General features: G+C 40.1%; 18 protein-coding genes. 7 read left to right on the top strand and 11 right to left on the bottom strand.

The genetic code is table 11. From position 1 onward, the window contains the following. Positions 1 to 218: 218 nt before the first annotated feature. The 5 genes from ACEQ1T_RS14415 to ACEQ1T_RS14395 all read right to left on the bottom strand — a co-directional run bounded on the left by ACEQ1T_RS14415 (position 219) and on the right by ACEQ1T_RS14395 (position 3,910). Positions 219 to 431 carry a hypothetical protein gene (locus ACEQ1T_RS14415; protein ID WP_370223469.1) on the bottom strand — a complete coding sequence of 71 codons (213 nt, stop codon included), beginning with the start codon at positions 429 to 431 and terminating at the stop codon, positions 219 to 221. 103 nt (positions 432 to 534) lie between these two features. After that, the gene (def, locus tag ACEQ1T_RS14410; protein WP_370223467.1) at positions 535 to 1,113 is read right to left on the bottom strand and encodes a peptide deformylase; all 579 of its coding nucleotides are present in this window, start codon (positions 1,111 to 1,113) and stop codon (positions 535 to 537) included. Then, complete coding sequence (locus ACEQ1T_RS14405) at positions 1,106 to 1,297, bottom strand: helix-turn-helix transcriptional regulator (protein ID WP_009331775.1); 192 nt, start codon at positions 1,295 to 1,297, stop codon at positions 1,106 to 1,108. Before ACEQ1T_RS14405 ends, def begins: the two co-directional genes overlap by 8 nt. Positions 1,298 to 1,510: 213 nt before the next feature. Further along, the gene (locus tag ACEQ1T_RS14400) at positions 1,511 to 3,001 is read right to left on the bottom strand and encodes a potassium/proton antiporter (RefSeq protein WP_206840237.1); all 1,491 of its coding nucleotides are present in this window, start codon (positions 2,999 to 3,001) and stop codon (positions 1,511 to 1,513) included. Positions 3,002 to 3,367: 366 nt separating this feature from the next. Continuing rightward, positions 3,368 to 3,910 (bottom strand): GNAT family N-acetyltransferase, encoded by a 543-nt coding sequence (locus ACEQ1T_RS14395; protein ID WP_370223466.1) that lies wholly within the window; start codon positions 3,908 to 3,910, stop codon positions 3,368 to 3,370. Positions 3,911 to 4,175: 265 nt separating this feature from the next. Here ACEQ1T_RS14395 and ACEQ1T_RS14390 point away from each other — a divergent pair, with 265 nt between their 5' ends. Together ACEQ1T_RS14390 and ACEQ1T_RS14385 are read left to right on the top strand one after the other, a co-directional pair. Then, complete coding sequence (locus ACEQ1T_RS14390) at positions 4,176 to 5,030, top strand: DUF4097 family beta strand repeat-containing protein (RefSeq protein WP_206840235.1); 855 nt, start codon at positions 4,176 to 4,178, stop codon at positions 5,028 to 5,030. A gap of 129 nt (positions 5,031 to 5,159) precedes the next feature. Beyond that, a complete protein-coding gene (locus ACEQ1T_RS14385) occupies positions 5,160 to 5,852 on the top strand; it encodes a C39 family peptidase (RefSeq protein WP_370223465.1) in 693 nt (230 codons plus the stop codon). Between the two features lie 241 nt (positions 5,853 to 6,093). Here ACEQ1T_RS14385 and ACEQ1T_RS14380 read toward each other — a convergent pair whose 3' ends face one another. Then, positions 6,094 to 7,092: an LLM class flavin-dependent oxidoreductase gene (locus ACEQ1T_RS14380; RefSeq protein ID WP_370223464.1), complete on the bottom strand. Its 999-nt coding sequence runs from the start codon at positions 7,090 to 7,092 to the stop codon at positions 6,094 to 6,096. Between the two features lie 141 nt (positions 7,093 to 7,233). On the opposite strand from ACEQ1T_RS14380, the gene ACEQ1T_RS14375 reads away from it, so the two are divergent. Further along, positions 7,234 to 7,950: a 3-ketoacyl-ACP reductase gene (locus ACEQ1T_RS14375; RefSeq protein WP_009331790.1), complete on the top strand. Its 717-nt coding sequence runs from the start codon at positions 7,234 to 7,236 to the stop codon at positions 7,948 to 7,950. Positions 7,951 to 8,004: 54 nt separating this feature from the next. On the opposite strand, the gene ACEQ1T_RS14370 is transcribed toward ACEQ1T_RS14375, so the two are convergent. From ACEQ1T_RS14370 to ACEQ1T_RS14355, 4 genes are all read right to left on the bottom strand, one after another. Then, positions 8,005 to 8,613: an FMN-binding negative transcriptional regulator gene (locus ACEQ1T_RS14370; protein ID WP_370223463.1), complete on the bottom strand. Its 609-nt coding sequence runs from the start codon at positions 8,611 to 8,613 to the stop codon at positions 8,005 to 8,007. A 238-nt stretch (positions 8,614 to 8,851) separates the two neighbouring features. Continuing rightward, a complete protein-coding gene (locus ACEQ1T_RS14365) occupies positions 8,852 to 10,366 on the bottom strand; it encodes a CoA-acylating methylmalonate-semialdehyde dehydrogenase (protein WP_370223461.1) in 1,515 nt (504 codons plus the stop codon). A gap of 103 nt (positions 10,367 to 10,469) precedes the next feature. Further along, positions 10,470 to 11,822 carry an aspartate aminotransferase family protein gene (locus tag ACEQ1T_RS14360; RefSeq protein WP_206840226.1) on the bottom strand — a complete coding sequence of 451 codons (1,353 nt, stop codon included), beginning with the start codon at positions 11,820 to 11,822 and terminating at the stop codon, positions 10,470 to 10,472. A gap of 388 nt (positions 11,823 to 12,210) precedes the next feature. Then, entirely contained in the window at positions 12,211 to 13,794 is a 1,584-nt protein-coding gene (locus tag ACEQ1T_RS14355) for a PucR family transcriptional regulator (RefSeq protein WP_206840225.1), read from the bottom strand. Positions 13,795 to 13,958: 164 nt separating this feature from the next. Here ACEQ1T_RS14355 and ACEQ1T_RS14350 point away from each other — a divergent pair, with 164 nt between their 5' ends. From ACEQ1T_RS14350 to ACEQ1T_RS14335, 4 genes are read left to right on the top strand one after another with little or no spacing between them, the layout of a single operon-like run. Then, complete coding sequence (locus ACEQ1T_RS14350; protein WP_370223460.1) at positions 13,959 to 15,563, top strand: amidohydrolase; 1,605 nt, start codon at positions 13,959 to 13,961, stop codon at positions 15,561 to 15,563. Between the two features lie 18 nt (positions 15,564 to 15,581). Beyond that, entirely contained in the window at positions 15,582 to 15,785 is a 204-nt protein-coding gene (locus ACEQ1T_RS14345) for a DUF3311 domain-containing protein (protein ID WP_370223459.1), read from the top strand. Continuing rightward, the gene (locus ACEQ1T_RS14340) at positions 15,782 to 17,266 is read left to right on the top strand and encodes a sodium:solute symporter (protein WP_370223458.1); all 1,485 of its coding nucleotides are present in this window, start codon (positions 15,782 to 15,784) and stop codon (positions 17,264 to 17,266) included. The genes ACEQ1T_RS14345 and ACEQ1T_RS14340 overlap by 4 nt, the downstream gene beginning before the upstream one ends. Positions 17,267 to 17,284: 18 nt before the next feature. Next, positions 17,285 to 18,511: a Zn-dependent hydrolase gene (locus ACEQ1T_RS14335; protein ID WP_370223457.1), complete on the top strand. Its 1,227-nt coding sequence runs from the start codon at positions 17,285 to 17,287 to the stop codon at positions 18,509 to 18,511. A 63-nt stretch (positions 18,512 to 18,574) separates the two neighbouring features. On the opposite strand, the gene ACEQ1T_RS14330 is transcribed toward ACEQ1T_RS14335, so the two are convergent. Then, on the bottom strand, positions 18,575 to 18,871 hold a 297-nt coding region (locus tag ACEQ1T_RS14330), incomplete at its 5' end, for an MMPL family transporter (protein ID WP_370223456.1).

The raw sequence follows: 18,871 nt of genomic DNA, 5'->3' as shown, positions 1-18,871 counted from the left end.
GCTGCCGCTTTCGGTCGTGCGATGCAATGCTGACGAAGCCTTCCTTGTCCTGCGGGCCTCAAGCATAAGACAAGCCGGCTGAAAGGTTGTTCTTTAACCTTTTGGACGGATTGGCTTAGACCCGAGAGCCGATGGCGCCTGGAGCTAGACAGTTATCGAAGTTCAAAGTTATACTTTTATTCTTTTAATAGAAAACCGGCTTCCTTGTCGAAGCCGGTTTATTCGTCATCTCCTGAAATTTTAATGGCTGGCGTGTTGTTATAAAGATAGGCTGGAGCCATGTTTTGTTCCTCATCACGATTATTCATAGCTTCTTGCAACTTTAGGTTGACATCCTCTGTTTCTGTCTTGCTGTTCATTTGGGAGTGAATAGTCTGATCCTCCAGCTTTTCATTTAGCTTGATATTGGTTTCAGCAGTTTTATTATCCATTTGCCTAATCCTCCTTTTGTTATAGTTTGTTATAAGTGGTTATAAAATATTTACCACATCCCGTTCCCATAAAACAAAAAGCATAAACCCATGGTCTATGCTTCTAAAAATTCTCCATAACCGAGTTTTCCGGCACCTTGAACGGGTCATTTTTATCAATTCGATCATAAAACATTATTCCGTTCAGATGGTCGATTTCATGCTGCATAATGATGGCCGGGATACCCTTGAACCGGAGTGTCACTTCTTCTCCCTCAAGATTATGGGCTTTTACCTTAATGCGTTCATAACGGGGCACATACCCTTTTACGTCACGATCAACAGACAGGCAGCCCTCACCCTCCGGCAGGAAAATCACACCGACAGAGTGGCTGATGATCTTCGGATTAATTATGAAATACTCCTGAGGCTCACCTTTTTCATTGGTAAAATAGGCAGTAAACATACGTTTGTTTAGGCCAATTTGGTTGGCAGATAGCCCAATGCCCGGACGCAAGCCATATTTTTTTGCAATGGCAGGATCCTGGCTGTTCTTCAAATATTGCATCATTGCAGTCAGTGTTCCGCGATCTTCTTCAGTTAAAGGCAATGCGACTTCTTTTGTTGTCTCCCGCAGGATAGGATCCCCTTCCCGCACAATATCTTTCATAGTGATGGTCGTATCCGCATTAAATTTACTCATAAATAAACAATTCATCTACCTTTACTTTTAATGTTTTAGAAATTTTAAAAGCGAGCTCCAGTGTGGGATCATATTTATTATTTTCTATGCAATTGATTGTCTGCCTGGCCACACTGCACTCTTGAGCGAGCCTTTTCTGAGTTATGCCCAGCTTTTTTCGTATTTCCTTTATTTTATTTTTCATCCTATCACCTTTTGGGCCGAAACTGTTTTTATAGTAGCATTTCAGGCGGCAGAATGTCCAATACTTTGGACATTAGTAGCTGTTCAAAAATTTATCCGCTAATATATAGAAGATTACCGCGAAATTTCCAGTTTATCCGCGATTTTACTTGCCATATCCGCGAAAGTGCAAAAAAACCAGTGCAGATCTCCTCCACACTGGTTCCTTTTTTGACTACGCCTCTGCTTCTACCAAAGTTTCAGCTGGTTTTTTCTTTTTCAGCAGCAGCTTGAGATCTCTTTTATATTTTCTTTTTGTAAGGATATAAAGAAAATCTCCCTGCTCAATTTGGGTGTTGCCTGTTGGAGTAATTAACTCATCTTTACGAATGATTGCGTTGACAAGTGCGCCTTCAGGAAAGGGGATCTCCATCAGATTTTGCCCGATAATGAAGGCATCTTCTTCTATTTCGAATTCAATCATTTCTGCATCTGCTTTTCCAAGGGAAACCAATTCCAGTGAATGCATGGGAGTAGCCTTTTCAGGACCAGTCAAACCGAGCTTTTCTGCTAACAATGTAATCGTTGATCCCTGGATAAGAGCGCTGGTCAGGACAACGAAAAAGACAACATTGAAAATTTCATGACTTCCTTCCACACCGGATAACAGCGGGAAAGTGGCCAGAACGATTGGCACGGCACCTTTTAATCCTGCCCAGGATAAGAAGATCAATTCTTTCATCGAAAAGCCCATTTTAATGGTGGTTAGAAACACAGCAGCAGGTCTGGCAACAAATATAAGAAGTGCTGAAAGAGCCAGGCCTTTTAGCAAAATATCAGAATGGAAAAGTTCATTTGGAAAGACCAGAAGGCCCAAAATAACGAACATCGCAATTTGCATCATCCAGGCAAAACCTTCCGTAAAACGGAAAACAGAGTGGCGATAGGCAATGTCTGCGTTCCCAATCATGATACCCGCCACATATACAGCGAGAAGGCCGCTGCCTCCCAGATAAGCAGTTATTCCATATGTCAGCATGGCAAATCCTGTGGCAAAAACGGGATAAAGCCCGCTTGAATCCAAGTTAATTTTATTCAATGACCATATTGCGAATTTGCCAAACAAGAGACCAGCTATAGCTCCCACTCCCATTTGGATAAAGAAAGAACCAACAAGTGAGAATATGCCGGAGCCGGGAGTCATAATCAGCTCAATCATGGCAACTGTCAGGAATACTGCCATGGGATCATTGGAGCCAGACTCTGCTTCCAGTGTTGCGGAAATCCTGGGCTTTATATTTTGCCCTTTTAATACAGCAAAAACGGCAGCTGCATCAGTCGAACCGACAATCGCACCAAAAAGCACCGCAACAGTCCAATCTACACCGAGAATAAACTTTGCCGCCACGGCAACAAGCCCGGTGGTAATCACCACGCCTAAGGTTGCCAATGATAAGGAAGGTGCAATGACTGTCCGGGCTGTTTTCCAGTTCGTCTGCAGTCCTCCTTCAAACAAAATAATGATAAAGGCCAAAACCCCGATCATCTGCGCAATTCTCGCGTTATCAAAATAAATGAATTGCCCCAATCCCATTCCTACCGCGATAAAGAGAACAAGAGCAGGCACCCCAAGCCTTGCAGAAAATTTAGTTGTCATAACTCCAGTAATAAAAAGAATAGCAGCCAATAGGATAAGTGCATCTGTGTGCCAAATAAATTCAGCCAATACGAATCACCTTCTTTATTTAGATTTTTATCAAGGTTACATAAAAAGTTTATCCATAGTGGAGAATGACTTGTGTTTTGAAAGAAAAAAAGGCGGATTTGAGTTTAACTTAGTGTAATGCCCGGAGAGATGATGACAGCAGCTCGTGACAAGCCTTTAGCATGGTTCAGAGCTGATATTTGTATTTAAGAAAAGAAGTGACAGTGAATCGCCGGCTGTTTCCAGCATAAGATTATCTTTTACCGCTTTCACTGTCTTTATCGATTTTTTAATGTAACATAAATACATTATAACATATATTATGTAACATCGCACCTCATATGCATGCTTTTAAATAAAAATCGGACTTGCCATTAGGCAAATCCGCTAAATTTCTTTAGATAAATGAATCATCTCATCTTCCATATAATACTCCATATATCCGCAGCGTTTATAGAGGTTCACAGCGCTATCCCAGGCCATATTTGTTTCGAGAACAACCTTTCTATAACCGGCTGCTCTGGCGCGATCCTCCAGTTGGCGTACCATCATTCCGGCAATGCCCTGACCCCGGAATTCCTTTTTTACAGACATTCGCTGCAGCCTGCATTCCCCTTTGCCTACATTGGTAATTGCACCCGTACACACCAGTTCATTTTTAATCAAACCAGCCAGAAAAAAATCTCCTTCAGCGCTATACGTCTCTGTAAGGCAATTCAAATCAGGATTTAAAGAATGGTCAATAAATCCGAAGCGTTCCTGGAATCCTTTCAGTATTAATTCTTTTGCAGCAGTCTCGTAATCTTTTGAGATCTGTACAATCTTAATATCCTTTTTAATCATTTTCTGATCAGCATCAGCCCTTTTTTTAGCGCATAGCTCAGGCATACCTGCATTAATTGTTTTTCCATTGACAATTGTGGTTTTCATAGATTCTCCTGTTTTTTCCTTTTATAATAAGATATTAGGAGTGAAAAGAGAATTCTTTTTGACAGTTATATATGCAAAGCCTCTGTAGAACTTCTGCTGCTCTGTATATATTCAAGTTGCAAATTCCCGCCGGACAAAAGAGCGTTATACTAAAGTCTGTACGCCTCAAGTCTTAGCAGAAATTAAAGCTGGGGCTCAATGTGCATGAATGGGGATTATCATAAAATATAAGTAAGAAATTTATGAAGGAAAGCAGGGGTTCATTGTGAAAAGGATTTTCGCCATTTTTATCATTTTAGTCTGTTCCTATTTGCTCTTTACTGGCGTAAACAGCTGGCTGAGTTTTGGAGAAAGCAGTACCGAGGCTTCTCTAAGCAAGAGGACAGATCATATCAGCATAGATGTATCAAGTTCCGATACAGTCATTATTCCTGAAAAGAGGAATGACGTTAGAGCTGAGCTTGACGGCAAAGGGAAAGTGACCGTAAATAAGGCTGGAAGCGAAGTTCGCGTGGAATACAAAAGAAAGTGGCTGGATGGCTTTCAGTTTTTCAATAATAAAAGCAATCTGAAGATTTACATTCCTGAAGATTTCAATAAGTCCATGTCAATTAACATTGGTTCCGGCCGTTTGAATTTTGCCGGTGAATCTGAAAGCAGGCCTTTCGTGCTTGAGAGTCTGAATGTTAATATGAGTTCCGGCAAAGTCAGCCTTGCCAACATTAAGACTGATGAATTTGAGCATGAAGGTTCATCAGGAATGATGGAAGCAGATCATATCATTACCCGTACTGGAGAAATAGATATGAGTTCCGGCAAAGTGAAGGTCCGCAACTATCAAGGCAAGCTTGATGCCGGGGTATCATCAGGACAGCTGGATATAATGGTCGGCAAACTGACTGACTCTATTAAAGTGGAAGCAAGTTCAGGCTTTGTCCGCCTTGATTTGCCTGATGATGCGGACTTTACCTTAAAAGGCAAAGCAAGCAGCGGCCATATCAGCAGCCATTTTGAATTGGATGATGAGAAACGCGATAAAAATGATATTTCCGGCAAACATGGATCAGGAGAACATGACATCCGTATCTCTGTATCCAGCGGGAAAGCTGAGATTAATTAACTGCTGCATTGAAGTCCGGGAAACCGGGCTTTTTTTGATGCTGAATGTGGATTAAGGCTGGACACTATGGGGAAATAGTCTTATACCTATTATTTTGACAAGCGAAATTTTTACAAAGGGGTGTAAGTCTTGAAGAGAGCTATTTTACTGGCATCCATTCTGCTGTCAGGCTGCTCTTCACCATCCTGGTTTACCGGCCAGGAAAGTGAATCTGAATCCGCAGAACAGGAAGACGGCAAAGTGTTAATTGATGCCCCTCATTATTCGCAAAAGCCTGAGCTTGAAAGAGGATGTGAAGTAACCAGTCTTGCCATGCTCCTGAATCATGCAGGAGAAGAGACCGATAAAATGGAATTAGCCGAAAAAATAAACCGTGTTCCTTTCGAAAAGGATGGCTATAGGGGAAACATTCATAAAGGCTTTGTTGGCAATATGCAAACATTGGATAAACCTGGACTCGGCGCCTATCATGAACCCGTTGCAGAACTGGCTGAAAGCTATTTGCCCGGAAAAATTGAAGACCTGACAGGCAGCGGATTCGACAAAGTAATCCAGCAGCTTGATGAAGGGAGACCAGTCTGGGTGATCATCACCAGCACTTACGACGTATTGCCTGATTCAGAATGGGAAATCTGGGAAATTAAAGATGGCCCGGTCAAAATAACCTACCGAATGCATGCTGTATTAGTCACAGGCTATGATGAAGATCATATCTATGCAAACGACCCGCTTAAGGAGAAAAATACCCAATTCCAAAGGGACAAGTTCATTGCCGGATGGGAACAGATGGGAAGACAGGCAATCACTTATGTGGATAAATAATAGAGAAGGATGTTTGGGGATAACTTTTTGTCTCAATCATGATCGCCTATGTGGATAACTCTTTTGTCTGCTTAGATTATCCACTTAGTGTGGATGAATCGGGCAAAAAATGCCTTTAATTGTGGATACTTCTGAAAAATTTAAAAAATCAATGAATTAGTTATGCACACTTTGAAATCCGGGAAGCTCAAAAGGAAAATACTCCTCTATTATCGGTGGATTAATTGGGGATTATAAATTCTCAACTTAAGCCGAAAGCTTCAGCCAGCATTGTGTATGAATTCAGCTTGCCTTGAAAATCATGAATATTGGTGATGATCATAAACTCATCCGTTCCGTAGACTTCGCTGAGCAGCTGCAATTCTTTTTTTATTTTTGCTGGGGTACCGATTAACATCCGATTGCGGTTAACAGTGATTTTTTCTTTTTCTACGTGTGTGAGCTGGATACTTTCAGCTTCAATGCTTGGGATTAATCTCGTATCCCTCCCTTTTTCAACTGCCAGCAGCCACATATCCTGGCTCAAAGCCAGCTTCTCAGCCTCTTCCTGTGTCTCGGCGCATACAACAAAAATACACACATTTGCTTTCGGCTCAGACAAAGCTGCTGAAGGCTGAAATTGACTGAAATATGTATCCATTGCTCTCTTCCCATTTGCAGGATTGATAAAGTGTCCATACGTAAAGGCAGCTCCATGTTCCGCTGCCAGTCTTGCTCCGCGATGCGTGATTCCAAGAAGCCACAATAGTACAGGATCTTCAGCCTGTGGAAAAGCTTTCACTTGCTGATAAGGATGTCCTTCTGGAAGCTCTTTGTTCAAAAACCACTGCAAATCCCTAAGCTGTCTAGGAAACTCATTCAGACTTTTCCTTACTCCATCTGTCAGGGCAAGCCGGGTGGATGCGGTTCCTCCGGGAGACCTCCCAATGCCCAAATCGATCCGTCCTGGAAATAGAGTTTGGAGCACATTAAAATTTTCGGCTATTTTATAAGGGCTGTATTGCGGCAGAAGGATGCCGCCTGAACCGACCTTAATTCGGCTGGTGCTTGATGCAATATGGGAGATAAGAATTTCCGGTGAGGAGCCAGCTATTCCATTCGAATTATGATGCTCAGCCACCCAAAAACGGGTGTAGCCAAGGTTTTCTGCCACTTGGGCGAGCTTGACTGTTTTACGAAAAGTTTCAGCTGCAGTATCCCCTTTTGCCACGACAGATTGATCCAAAACACTAAGCTTCATTAGAATCCCCCCTTTTATTGAAGATGATCTTATCACAAGGGATAAAGCTTCCTCAAATGTCCCGGCTGCGCAAGCGATTTATTAGGAAATTTACAGCCTTTCTGGTAGTATATGAATGATTTTTTTAGAGGAGGAAAAACGATGCATACATTAAAAGGCAAAACAGCTCTAATCACAGGAGCAGGCAGAGGGATCGGGCGTGCAGCAGCTATCGCGCTCGCGAAAGAAGGCGTCAATATTGGATTACTTGGCCGTACGATTGAAAATCTTGAAAAAATGGCGGATGAACTTAGCCAGTACGATGTGAATGTATCTGCTGCAGCAGCCGATGTTGCCGACCTTGAAGCCGTTACTCATGCAGTCGAGCATATTAAATCAGACCTTGGCTCTGTGGATATCCTGATTAACAATGCCGGAATTGCTAAGTTCGGAGGATTCCTGGAGTTATCGCCTGATGAGTGGGAAAGCATCATCCAGGTCAACTTGATGGGTGTTTATAATGTTACAAGAGCCGTTCTTCCTGAAATGATCGAACAGAAGTCCGGAGACATTATCAACATCGCATCCACAGCCGGACAAAAAGGAGCGCCTGTCACTAGTGCATACAGTGCATCCAAATTTGCTGTTTTAGGCTTAACAGAGTCTCTGATGCTTGAGGTTCGAAAGCATAATATCCGAGTTAGCGCATTGACTCCAAGTACGGTGGCCACTGACCTTGCGATTGAAACAAACCTGACAGACGGCAACCCGGAAAAGGTTATGCAGCCGGAAGACCTCGCAGAATTCATGGTGGCACAGCTGAAATTGAACCCTCGGGTGTTTGTGAAAACAGCCGGCATGTGGTCGACTAATCCATAAGCAAGTGGAAGCAGACCTTCGTAAGGTCTGCTTTTTATGAACCTTTTAATTAATTTACTGAAGATTTTTCTTCATCAGAGCTGCTATTTGGATATTTTCGTGTATAGAGGTTTTTTCTAGATTCTTAATAATTAATTCTTGCCGCTCCACGGAATGATTTTGACTTAATTTAGCTTTTGCTTCAATTTTTGTGATTTTTATTCTGAAAGCAACAATCCCTTTACTCATTCCTTCTATAAAACCAGGTTCAACATTTTTTAAATTGTATGGACTATCATTGCTTTCATATTTATTGACTAAGTTATTTAAAGAATCGAAAATTATTTTTCTATCTTCGACTATCTCCATCTCTCCATATAAATGAATAGACACATAATTCCAAGTCGGAACTGCATTAGTTGTTTCGTACCAGGAAGGCGAGATATAACAATGGGGACCTTGGAAAACAGCAAGGACTTGTTGGTTTTGAGCGTCCTTCCATTGTTCGTTCGGACGTGCAAAATGACCATATAATGCATTTTCAGATTTATTAAACATGAGGGGAAGATGAGTAGCGCAGGGTTCCCCATTATGCTGAGAAAATAAGGTGGCAAATCCGTATGCTTCAATAAATTCATAGATTAATTCTTCATCATCCATTTTAAAATGATTCGGTATATACAAATTAATTCCTCCTCGTTTTAAGGGTATGGGAAACCCTTTTAAATCTTTCTACACAACCCACTCGGTATGATTTACCAAAACAAATTTTAAAAAGTCCAAGTATTAAAAAGCTACTGACAGAAGCCATTGGTTCTAAGATTGATTTCTTCTTTGCACTCCCTGCCGCGTATTCCGAAACAAAATAACGGTCCAGACTGCACAAAGCGTTGCCACAACAGGGGCAACGCTTTCATAAAAACTATTTATTACTCGGGAATGCAAATGACAAACCACTGTTTTCGCTTGGGACCAGCCAGCGTTCTGAGACCATCTTTGATTTTGTATAGAAATTTGCCTGATCTGGACCAAACATTTGACCATCACCAAATCTTGAACCTTTAAAACCTGCAAAGTTATGATAGCCAACCGGAATCGGAATAGGTACATTTACACCAACCATTCCTACATCAATTTCAGTTGTGAACTTCCTTGCTGCCAGACCATCATTGGTGAAAATTGTTACACCATTCCCTAATTCATGCTGATTGATTAAGTCAATCGCTTCTTCTAAATTATCTACGCGTACAATATTTCGAACTGGACCAAAGACTTCTTCCTCATAAATTTCCATTCCCGGCTTAACATTATCAAGCAAGGTTGGTGCCAGAAAGAAGCCATTGCTATTTTTTGTAATGTCTTTGTAACGTCCATCGCAAACGATTTTTGCACCTTCTTCTTCACTGCGGTCTATGGCTTTTAGAATATTTTCTTTCGCTTGTCGGGAAATAACAGGGCCATAATCGGCATTGTCTGTATAAGCCCCAACTTTTAAGTTTTCAATCTTTTCTCTTAATATTTCTACTAAACGATCAGCGGTTTCTTGTCCTACCGGCATTAATGTAGAGATCGCCATACAACGTTGGGAAGCAGCTCCATACCCTGCACTGATGAAAGCATTTGCTACTTGTTCCAGATCAGCATCCGGCATGACTACCATATTGTTTTTTCCTCCGCCTAAAGCAACAACACGTTTGCCATATTTAGCGCTTGTTTCATAAATATAATGTGCTACCGGTGTTGAGCCAACAAAAGAAACTGCCTGTACTGCCGGATTCTCAAGCAGTTCATTGACTGCCTCTTTATCTCCATTGATTACTGTCCAAATACCATCTGGGAGTCCTGCTTCTTTCCATAACTCACTCATGAATAAAGCTGTCATAGGAACCCGCTCAGACGCTTTTAAAATAACCGCATTTCCAACCGCTACCGCCATACTTGTCTGAGCGAGCGGCACCATGATTGGAAAATTGAATGGAGAGATTGCTGTTACTACACCTAGCGGATATTTAGCAGAATAAGCATTTATTTGCCCGCCAACATTTACTGAATATTCGCCTTTCATCAAATGAGGAGCATTAATAGCTAAATCTACAGATTCGATTCCACGGGTAATTTCACCTAATGCATCTTCTTCGGTTTTCCCGCTTTCCGTGCAAATTAATTCAATTAATTTTTCTTTATTTTCCGTCAGCAAGTGCCTGAATTTCATTACAATTTCTGCACGCTTGGCTACTGAGAGATCACGCCATGCAGGGAACGCAGCTTCTGCTTTTTCAATTGCCTCCTTCACTTCCTCTGCGGAAGCTAATGGCACTTTCGCAATGACCTCTCCTGTTGCAGGATTGAAAACTTCGGAGAAACGGCCGCTTTTACCAGTGATCATTTTTCCCTCAATAAAATGTGTAAGTTCTTTTACATCCGTAATGTTTGCCATCTTCATTTTCTCCTTTCTATATTAACAGGATGCCGCTTCATAATTCTTAGGCTGTCCCTGCTTTATTTCACCGGAAATTCTGCTGGTTGGAATGTTTACTTACTTATAAAGTTTCAATTGCCTGCACTATGCCTGCAATAATAAAATCTTTCTCCTCAAGGGTAATGTTTAACGGCGGGGAAAGTGTTAATACATTGTTGTATCCTGCAACTGTCACGCCATTTTTCCCAATAATCAGACGCTTCTCCCTGCACTTAGCAATCACTTGATTCACTTTCTCTGCAGGTAAGGGACTTTTTGTAATGCGGTCTTCTACCAGCTCGATTCCTATAAGCAATCCTTTTCCTCGAATATCCCCAACATAAGGACAATGTGATATTTTATCTTTTAATTCAGAAACAAGAATATCACCCATTGTTGAAGATTGTTCAAATAAATTCTCACGTTCCATTATTTCAAGATTTTTTAATGCAACTGCACATGCAGCGGGAGAGCCCCCGAATGTATTAACATGGCGGAAAAAATCATAGTTTCCGTTTCTAGTAAACTCTTCATAAACTTCTCTCTTTACCGCTGTAGCAGAAAGCGGCATATAAGCACTCGTAAGCCCCTTTGCCATCGTAACAATGTCAGGCTGCACTCCATAATGCTGATGCCCAAAGGCTTTGCCGGTACGCCCAAAACCGCAGATTACTTCATCTACTATCAATAAAGCGCCATGTTTCTCGCAAACTTCCTTTACACCTTTTAAATAGTTATCAGGAGGCATGATTACTCCTCCTCCTGTAATAATCGGTTCCAAAATCATCGCCGCTATTGTATCTGAGTGTTCCCATGTCATAATTTCGTCTACCGCTTGAACAGAAGGTAAATCAGCTGCACTCTTATATCCATCCTCATTGTAACGATACTGATCCGGAGCTTTAGCATGAATAAATCCTGGAGCTAATGGTTCATACTTGTATTTCCGCTCAGCTTGCCCTGTTGCTGCGAGTGCACCCATAGAGTTTCCGTGATATGCGCGATAACGCGAAACAATTTTATACCGGGTTCCTTGCCCTTTCTGCTGATAATACTGGCGGGCGATTTTAAATGCTGTTTCATTTGCCTCAGAACCGCTGTTGGAGAAAAACACAACATAATCTCCGCCTAATAGATTACTTATTTTCTCGGCAAGTAAAATCGCTGAAGGATGACTAACAGTTAAGGGAGTATAATTATTCTCAAGGAGCTGGTCATATGCAGCTTTTGCAATTTCTTCCCTTCCATAACCAACGTTTACACACCATAATCCTGACATGGCATCCAGATAACGATTCCCCTCAATATCCGTCAGCCAGGCTCCTTGCGCTTTTTGAATAATGGCTGTTGCTTGCGGGTTATATGGCTTCATTGAATGCCAAAGGTATTTTTCATCTTTCGCTGCTAAATTATCTGCAATATGAACATTACCCATTTGAGTCACTCCTTTAGAAATATAATTCATCTGTCTTTATTGTGAAGTGAAATTTCGTGTTTATCATCAGACATAATGTAAAATGTTTGCTAAATATCATTTCACATATTGACTCTGTCTGATGTCTATTAAACTCGCTTTTCAGAAGATCCGCGAACGGAAAATGCGGTCAGGGAGACTCCTTTTAGCAAGACTTTGTGCAGTATTTGAATGTGAGATGCCAAGGATTAACTTTTTTGCTTTCAGCCCATATGCTTAAAGAGGCAGTGAGCTTTAACAACACTTATATTTACTATTTGACAAATGAAAGGAGCGCTTTCCTTCTTGATGGATAAAACTTCACGCGAAACAATAACTGAAGATTCTAAAATTAATGAGTGTAAAACCTCTAATCCTGATTTTCGATGCCGGCAGACTGAAAGTTATATTGAGTAGCCAGCAGCATTATTTCTACAGCAAGGCGCTTGGGAGGAAGCATATAATCACTTCCTATTAAACTTTCAATTTTGGACAAACGATGATATAGCGTCTGGCGAACAATGAATAGCTTTTGAGCGGTTTCTTTTTTGAGACAATTACACTGCAGATAAACTTGTAACGTTACAATCAGCTGTCCATTATTTTTTGCATCGTATTCATAAAGAGGCTTTAAATAGTTTTTAGCTAAATCCATAATTGCTTTATTTTTTTGCATTTGCAGAACTAATTGATGTATGTAAAGATCTTCATAAAAATAGGAAAGCTGAAGAGCGTTATTCCGGATTAACAGAGTATCCTGTGCAGTTTCGAAGCTTTGGCGGACTGATTTATAATTATTGATAATCTGCCCGACAGCAGTAGTGACCGATAGATTTATATAATTATTGTTCTTTCTAAAGTTTCTGATTTTCTCAATGCAGTCTATGATACGGTGTTTTCTATCATGTCCATAGATATCAGCAATTACATATATAAGCCTTTGCTTTTCTTCTAATAAAAATGGGATGAAGCCTTTATTTTCAAAAATATTGCGGGAATATAATTTATAATAGTTTAAATCATACTCTTTTTTTGTATTTTTGATTTGGTCGATTAATACAAAATAAGAGCAATTTAATAAATTATGAAAACCCTGTTCCTGTAAGAAGGATGTAATGGCAGAATCTTCAACTGTTCCATCCAACCAGGACTCCAATAAAAGGCGGGAGTGAATGTTTTGTTTCTCCTCTATATAGAGACTTCGCAGCAGATATTGTGATAAGGCAGTAACCGTTCTATCCAGCACCAATAATTCAAACTCATTTATAGTTCGGTTCTCTGTGAAGATACAAACTTCTCCATAGCTTTCCTCTAAAATATTTACTTCACATTTGGCGAAATGCTTTCCTTCCCCTTTTTTTTCGTACTTTTCCCTTAAGTTATGATATACATGATGCTTCTCATTTGGAATAAATAATGGCTGCTGCCCTTTTATAATGAATGCAACACTTAGATTTAAATATTTATAAAGCCTCATTAAAATATGTTCATAATGGGTTATTTTTAAAGTTAATTTATTAATATCCTGTGAATAATTTTCGAGACGTTTGATCATTTCGTACTGCTGGTTAATTAACATACTATGTATCTCTTGCGTTATTTCAATAAATGGGACGATTTCGTTAAATACAATAATCGGTAAATTGTACTGATTAGCGAGCTCAATTACATTCTTTGGAACAGTTTGAATATGTTCACCAAATTCAATGCATAATGCAGCAGCTTCTTTATTGATGAGCTGTTCAACAAATTCAAACAGTGTTTCTTCATGGATTAGCTGAATTCCCATCGTTAATATTAATTCATTTCCTTTAATGAAAGTGCCTATCTCTTTCGATTCCAGTATATGAACCCACTTGATCGTATTCAAAATTCCGTTATGACCTGCTATCACTTCTGCCTTTTGGAAATGGTTTTTATCAAATAAGTCTTGAACTGTCAGTGAATATGACATATTTTACCCTCCCAAGAAAAAAGGTTTATGAAACTTTATACAGAAAAATATAACATAATGTAAAACGATAGAGGGAACTACTTTACATAATGTTCATATCAAGCTCTTAAATAGCTATGTTATATTTTTTTTATAACTTTATTTGTGACAAGGAGGGTGAGCCCATGAATCAGACAGCTTTAATTAATGGCGAAGTGATTACAGTTAATAGTAAAAACGAAGTCTATGAAGCATGTTTGATAGAAGAGAATAAGATTGCAGCGGTTGGTACAACAGAAGAAATAAAAAAACTCGTTAAATCCTCGGCAAAAGTCATTGATTTGCATGGAAGATCTGTTTTGCCTGGTCTAATTGATGCTCATATGCATCTTTTTTTATACGGCAATACATTAATGCATCTCAACTGTAAAGACCCTGTGATTAACTCGGTTGAAGAACTTTTGAGCAAATTATCAGAAATTGTCCAAAAGACTAAAAATGGACAAATCATACGGGTTTTTGGGTTCAATGAGCTTATGGTACAGGAACAGCGTTATCCTTCAATTCAGGAACTTGATCACCTTTCACAAGAACACCCAATCGTCATTACCCGTACTTGCGGTCATATCGGCATGGTTAATTCAGCCGCCTTAAAGCTGGCCGATATAGATTCATCAACTTCTGATCCCCAAGGCGGAACCATTGAAAAAGACGGCCGCGGAAGATTAACGGGCCGCCTCATCGAGAATGCCTTTTTACATTTTAATCAGTATGTGACTTATAGTGATGAAGAATTATTTAACGCACTTTCAAAGGCCCAAGAACAATTATTTTCCTATGGAATTACAAGTGTACATGATGCAGGAGGATTTGATGAAAACAGCTTTAGAATTATGCAAATTGCTTCACACAAGAAGCTAATAAAGACCAGGATCTATGCAATGATCGGCAGTCTGAATGATTGCGAGAACTTTACTAAAAACATGCTGAATGCTGGTGTAATAACCCATACAGGCAATGACTTTTTCAAAATTGGTCCTGCTAAACTATTTACTGATGGAAGCAGTACAGGGCCGACAATTGCTACTCGTGAGCCCTATACAAGTGATGAAAATAATTACGGTTACTTGCAGTATACAGAAGATGAGCTATATGCAATTTTCTCCACAGCTCATCAAAATGGCTATCAAATTACCGTGCATGCTCAGGGAGATAAAGCAATAGAGCAATATTTAAATGTCGTGGAAAGACTGCTAAACGAGTATCCGCGCGAGGATCACCGCCATCGTGTAGAACATTTAGGCGTATGTCCCCCAGATTTGCAGGAAAAAGCTAAGGCGCTGAAGGTGATTCCGATTCTCAACCCTTCATTCCCCTATGAATTCGGAGAAAGTTATATCCGCAATTATGGTGAACGTATTCATTATATGTATGCCGCAAGAGATTTATTGGACCGGGGCATCATTTCAGCTGCTGGTTCAGATGCACCGATAACAACAGTTAATCCATTTGTGGGTATTTACACTGCTGTCAGTCGTTTAACACGCGAAAATACAGCCTTTGGGCAACAGCAAAAAGTATCTCTCATGGATGCCATCCGCATGTATACCTATAACGCTGCTTACGCTAGCTTTGATGAGGGTGAAAAAGGAAGCATTGAAGCAGGGAAATTGGCGGATTTAGTCATCTTAAACACTTCCCTGTTAAATTGCCATATTGAGGAGATTCCCAAGGTGAAAGCAGATTTAACAATGCTGGATGGTGAAATAGTCTACGCAAATGAAATCTAAGAATGGAGAGTGAAGCATGTGAAAAAGTACTCACAACTATTACTGCTTATTCCTTTCATAGGAATGTGTGTCCTTCTGCCGGCAGCTAATCGCATTGAACCCTATATTTTAGGATTGCCATTCTTATTATTTTGGATTGCCGTTTGGATGATTCTATCATCTGTCATTTTGTTCATCGTTTATAAATTAGACCCTGCAAATGAAGGAAGTGAAGTCGAATGAACGTCGCCTTAGTGATCATCTTTCTCGTTGCTGCTGTCGCTTTATACTTAGGTATTCGTGCTACTCGCGGAAAAGAAATGAACGTAAATGAGTTTGCGGTCGGGAACAAAGGATTCGGCACGCTGTTCGTATTCTTATTAATTGCAGGTGAAGTTTACACGACCTTTACTTTTTTAGGCGGCAGTGGATGGGCCTATTCAAATGGTGCAGCAGCTTACTATGTTCCAGCCTATATTTGCTTGGCTTATGTGCTTTCTTATTGGATCATCCCCAAAATTTGGCGTTTTGCAAAAAAGCATAACGTAATTTCTCAGCCTCAATACTTTATGAAAAATTATAACAGCAAAGCACTGGGTGTAGTCGTAGCTTTTATTGGTTTAATCGCTCTAGTTCCATATATTGTAATCCAATTAAAAGGTTTAGGAATTATTGTATCCGAAGCCTCATATGGAGCTATATCGCCATTAATTGCCTCTACCATCGGTGCAGTAATTGTCACAATTTATGTCACAGTCTCAGGTATCCACGGGTCCGCCTGGAATGCAGTATTAAAGGATATAATTATTTTATTTGTCATTGTATTTTTAGGCATCTATATTCCATATCATTATTTCGGCGGCATTCAGCCTTTATTTGAGGCCGTTCAAACAGTAAAGCCAGAAGCTTTAACCTTCGCAGCTGAAGGCTATAGTATGCCATGGTTTATTTCCACCATTATTTTAAATGCATTTGGTTTTTACCTGCTACCGCAATCTTTCAGTGTAGTATTATCTGCTAAAAGTGAACGCTCATTAAAGAAAAATGCGATCACCTTGCCTTTGTATACCATTTTAATATTATTTGCCTTTTTTATTGGATTTGCAGCGATTATTCAAGTGCCGGGATTACAAGGAGCAGAAGGTGACCTATCACTGCTGCGTCTTACTATGCAAACATTTGATCCATGGTTTGTAGGAATTGTAGGCGGGGCTGGCCTATTAACTGCGTTAGTGCCGGTATCCGTTATGGTTATGTCCGGTGCTGTAGGATTAATGACAGGTTTTTATAAGTTAATTAAGCCAAACTCCAGTGACCGCCAGCAGCTTACTGTATCCAAACTATTTGTTTTATTGATTATTTTAATAGCTTATGTTTTCACTGTTACAGGCGGGAATGCATTGGCTATCCTAAACATTATGTCATATGGCTTGATCACACAATTAGTGCCAGCGCTGATTTTCGGCTTCTTTAATACCAAGTTTATGAATAAATACGGTGCTATGGCTGGAATTTTAACAGGAGTTTCGATTGTATTATATAACGCAATAACATCTTTTAAATTAATCAATATCTTCCCAAATATTCCAAGTGCTATTAATGATATCAATATTGGATTTGTAGCAATTGGGATTAATATATTCATCGGAGTGAGTGTCAGTCTCCTTACTAACGCAATCGTAGAAAGAGAAAATGCCCGGGTAGCAGAAGAAGTTGCCCAATAATTAAGGGAGGGTCATTCTTTGAAAAAGTGTAATGCTAATCGGCTTCAGCAATTAATTGAATTATTCAGTGGATATGGCAAAACCGCAAACAACGGAGTAACAAGGCTTTCATTATCGGCTGAGGATCTTGCAGCAAGGAAGAAATTCCAGGAATTATGCGAGGAACTGGACATGAAAGTAACCTACGACGATATGGGAAATATATATGCAACTTTGCCTGGTAAGGAAAACCTGCCTCCTATTGTAATAGGTTCTCATTTGGACTCTGTAATCAAGGGTGGGCGTTTCGATGGCGTGCTGGGTGTCCTTACTGCTTTAGAGGCTGTCTATACAATTAAAGAAGATAATATCGAATTAGATTATCCTATTACGATTGTCAATTTTACTAATGAAGAAGGAGCCCGGTTTGAGCCATCCCTTATGTCTTCCGGTGTTCTATCAGGCAAATTTGATAAAACGAAGATGCTTGCTTCAACTGATACAAATGGCATTTCATTTGCCCAAGCATTAAGTGAAAGCGGTTTTGAAGGTCCAGAAACAAATCGCTTGCAGGAAGCCAGTGCTTTTATCGAATTGCATATTGAACAAGGACCTGTGCTAGAGCGGAAAAACTTAGATATTGGTATTGTTGAAGGTGTGCTTGGAATGGTCTGCTATGAAATCTCTGTCTATGGAGAATCCAATCACGCAGGTACTACTCCAATCAATATGCGTAGGGATCCAATGTTCGCCGCTGCCAATTTGATAGCAGATATCCAGAAGCAGCTGCAAAGACTGGATTCTGATATTGTCTACACAATCGGTCGTATAAATGCTTATCCTAATATTCATACAGTCATTCCTTCTGAAGTAACCTTTACTTTAGAGGCAAGACATAAGGATCCAAAAGTCATCGCAGAAGTAACGAGAATAGTAAATGGATTACCAGAAAACCCAAATTTCTGTTCAGTGGAATCGAAACGGCTTTGGGATCGGGATACAGTTGACTTTGATGCAGAAGTAGTTGATGCTGTGGAGTATGCCTGCAATGAATTAGGGTATAGGGGGCATCGAATGTACAGCGGCGCTGGACATGACGCACAATTCATCGCTTCATTTATTCCAACAGCAATGATTTTTGTTCCAAGTGTAAATGGATACAGTCACCGTGAAGATGAACTTACTTCATATGAAGACTGTGCTAAGGGAGCTGATGTTCTACTTAACGCTATATTAAAATTATGCCGGGAAAAGGTAAACTCATAGTCTGAAGCAGTTTTCTTTGCTAAAAAATTGGCTGCCTTCGTGAGAAGGCAGCCTCTCTTTTCTTTAGTTAGCACTTCTTTTAAACGGCCACCAGTTTGCCTGGCCAAAGTTCTTGACCATAACCGGAATAAATAGCGGCAGCACCACCAGTGCGTATAGCATCAATCCGACCAGAACGATGGACGCGATCTGCAATAGCGACAGCATTCCGGATGGCATCATTGCCGCAAATGTGCCACCAAGGATTACTGCAGCTGAGATAATAACAGTGCCCATCTTTTTCATGGATAACAGCATTGCATCTGCAATGGAAAGATCACGGTATTCATTAAAGCGATCCAGTAAGAAAATGATGTAGTC

Source organism: Cytobacillus sp., from assembly GCF_964223445.1.
GTDB lineage: Bacteria > Bacillota > Bacilli > Bacillales > Cytobacillaceae > Cytobacillus.
The sequence above is the reverse complement of the archived record's forward strand: the minus strand, read 5'-3'. Positions and strand labels throughout refer to the sequence as shown.

Coding starts and splice junctions, on each gene's coding strand:
- ACEQ1T_RS14380 (WP_370223464.1), bottom strand. CDS start 7,092: ATGAAGCTTAGTGTTTTGGATCAATCTGTCGTGGCAAAAGGGGATACT.
- ACEQ1T_RS14405 (WP_009331775.1), bottom strand. CDS start 1,297: ATGAAAAATAAAATAAAGGAAATACGAAAAAAGCTGGGCATAACTCAG.
- ACEQ1T_RS14415 (WP_370223469.1), bottom strand. CDS start 431: ATGGATAATAAAACTGCTGAAACCAATATCAAGCTAAATGAAAAGCTG.
- ACEQ1T_RS14355 (WP_206840225.1), bottom strand. CDS start 13,794: ATGTCATATTCACTGACAGTTCAAGACTTATTTGATAAAAACCATTTC.
- ACEQ1T_RS14375 (WP_009331790.1), top strand. CDS start 7,234: ATGCATACATTAAAAGGCAAAACAGCTCTAATCACAGGAGCAGGCAGA.
- ACEQ1T_RS14395 (WP_370223466.1), bottom strand. CDS start 3,910: ATGAAAACCACAATTGTCAATGGAAAAACAATTAATGCAGGTATGCCT.
- ACEQ1T_RS14340 (WP_370223458.1), top strand. CDS start 15,782: ATGAACGTCGCCTTAGTGATCATCTTTCTCGTTGCTGCTGTCGCTTTA.
- def (WP_370223467.1), bottom strand. CDS start 1,113: ATGAGTAAATTTAATGCGGATACGACCATCACTATGAAAGATATTGTG.
- ACEQ1T_RS14365 (WP_370223461.1), bottom strand. CDS start 10,366: ATGGCAAACATTACGGATGTAAAAGAACTTACACATTTTATTGAGGGA.
- ACEQ1T_RS14360 (WP_206840226.1), bottom strand. CDS start 11,822: ATGGGTAATGTTCATATTGCAGATAATTTAGCAGCGAAAGATGAAAAA.
- ACEQ1T_RS14350 (WP_370223460.1), top strand. CDS start 13,959: ATGAATCAGACAGCTTTAATTAATGGCGAAGTGATTACAGTTAATAGT.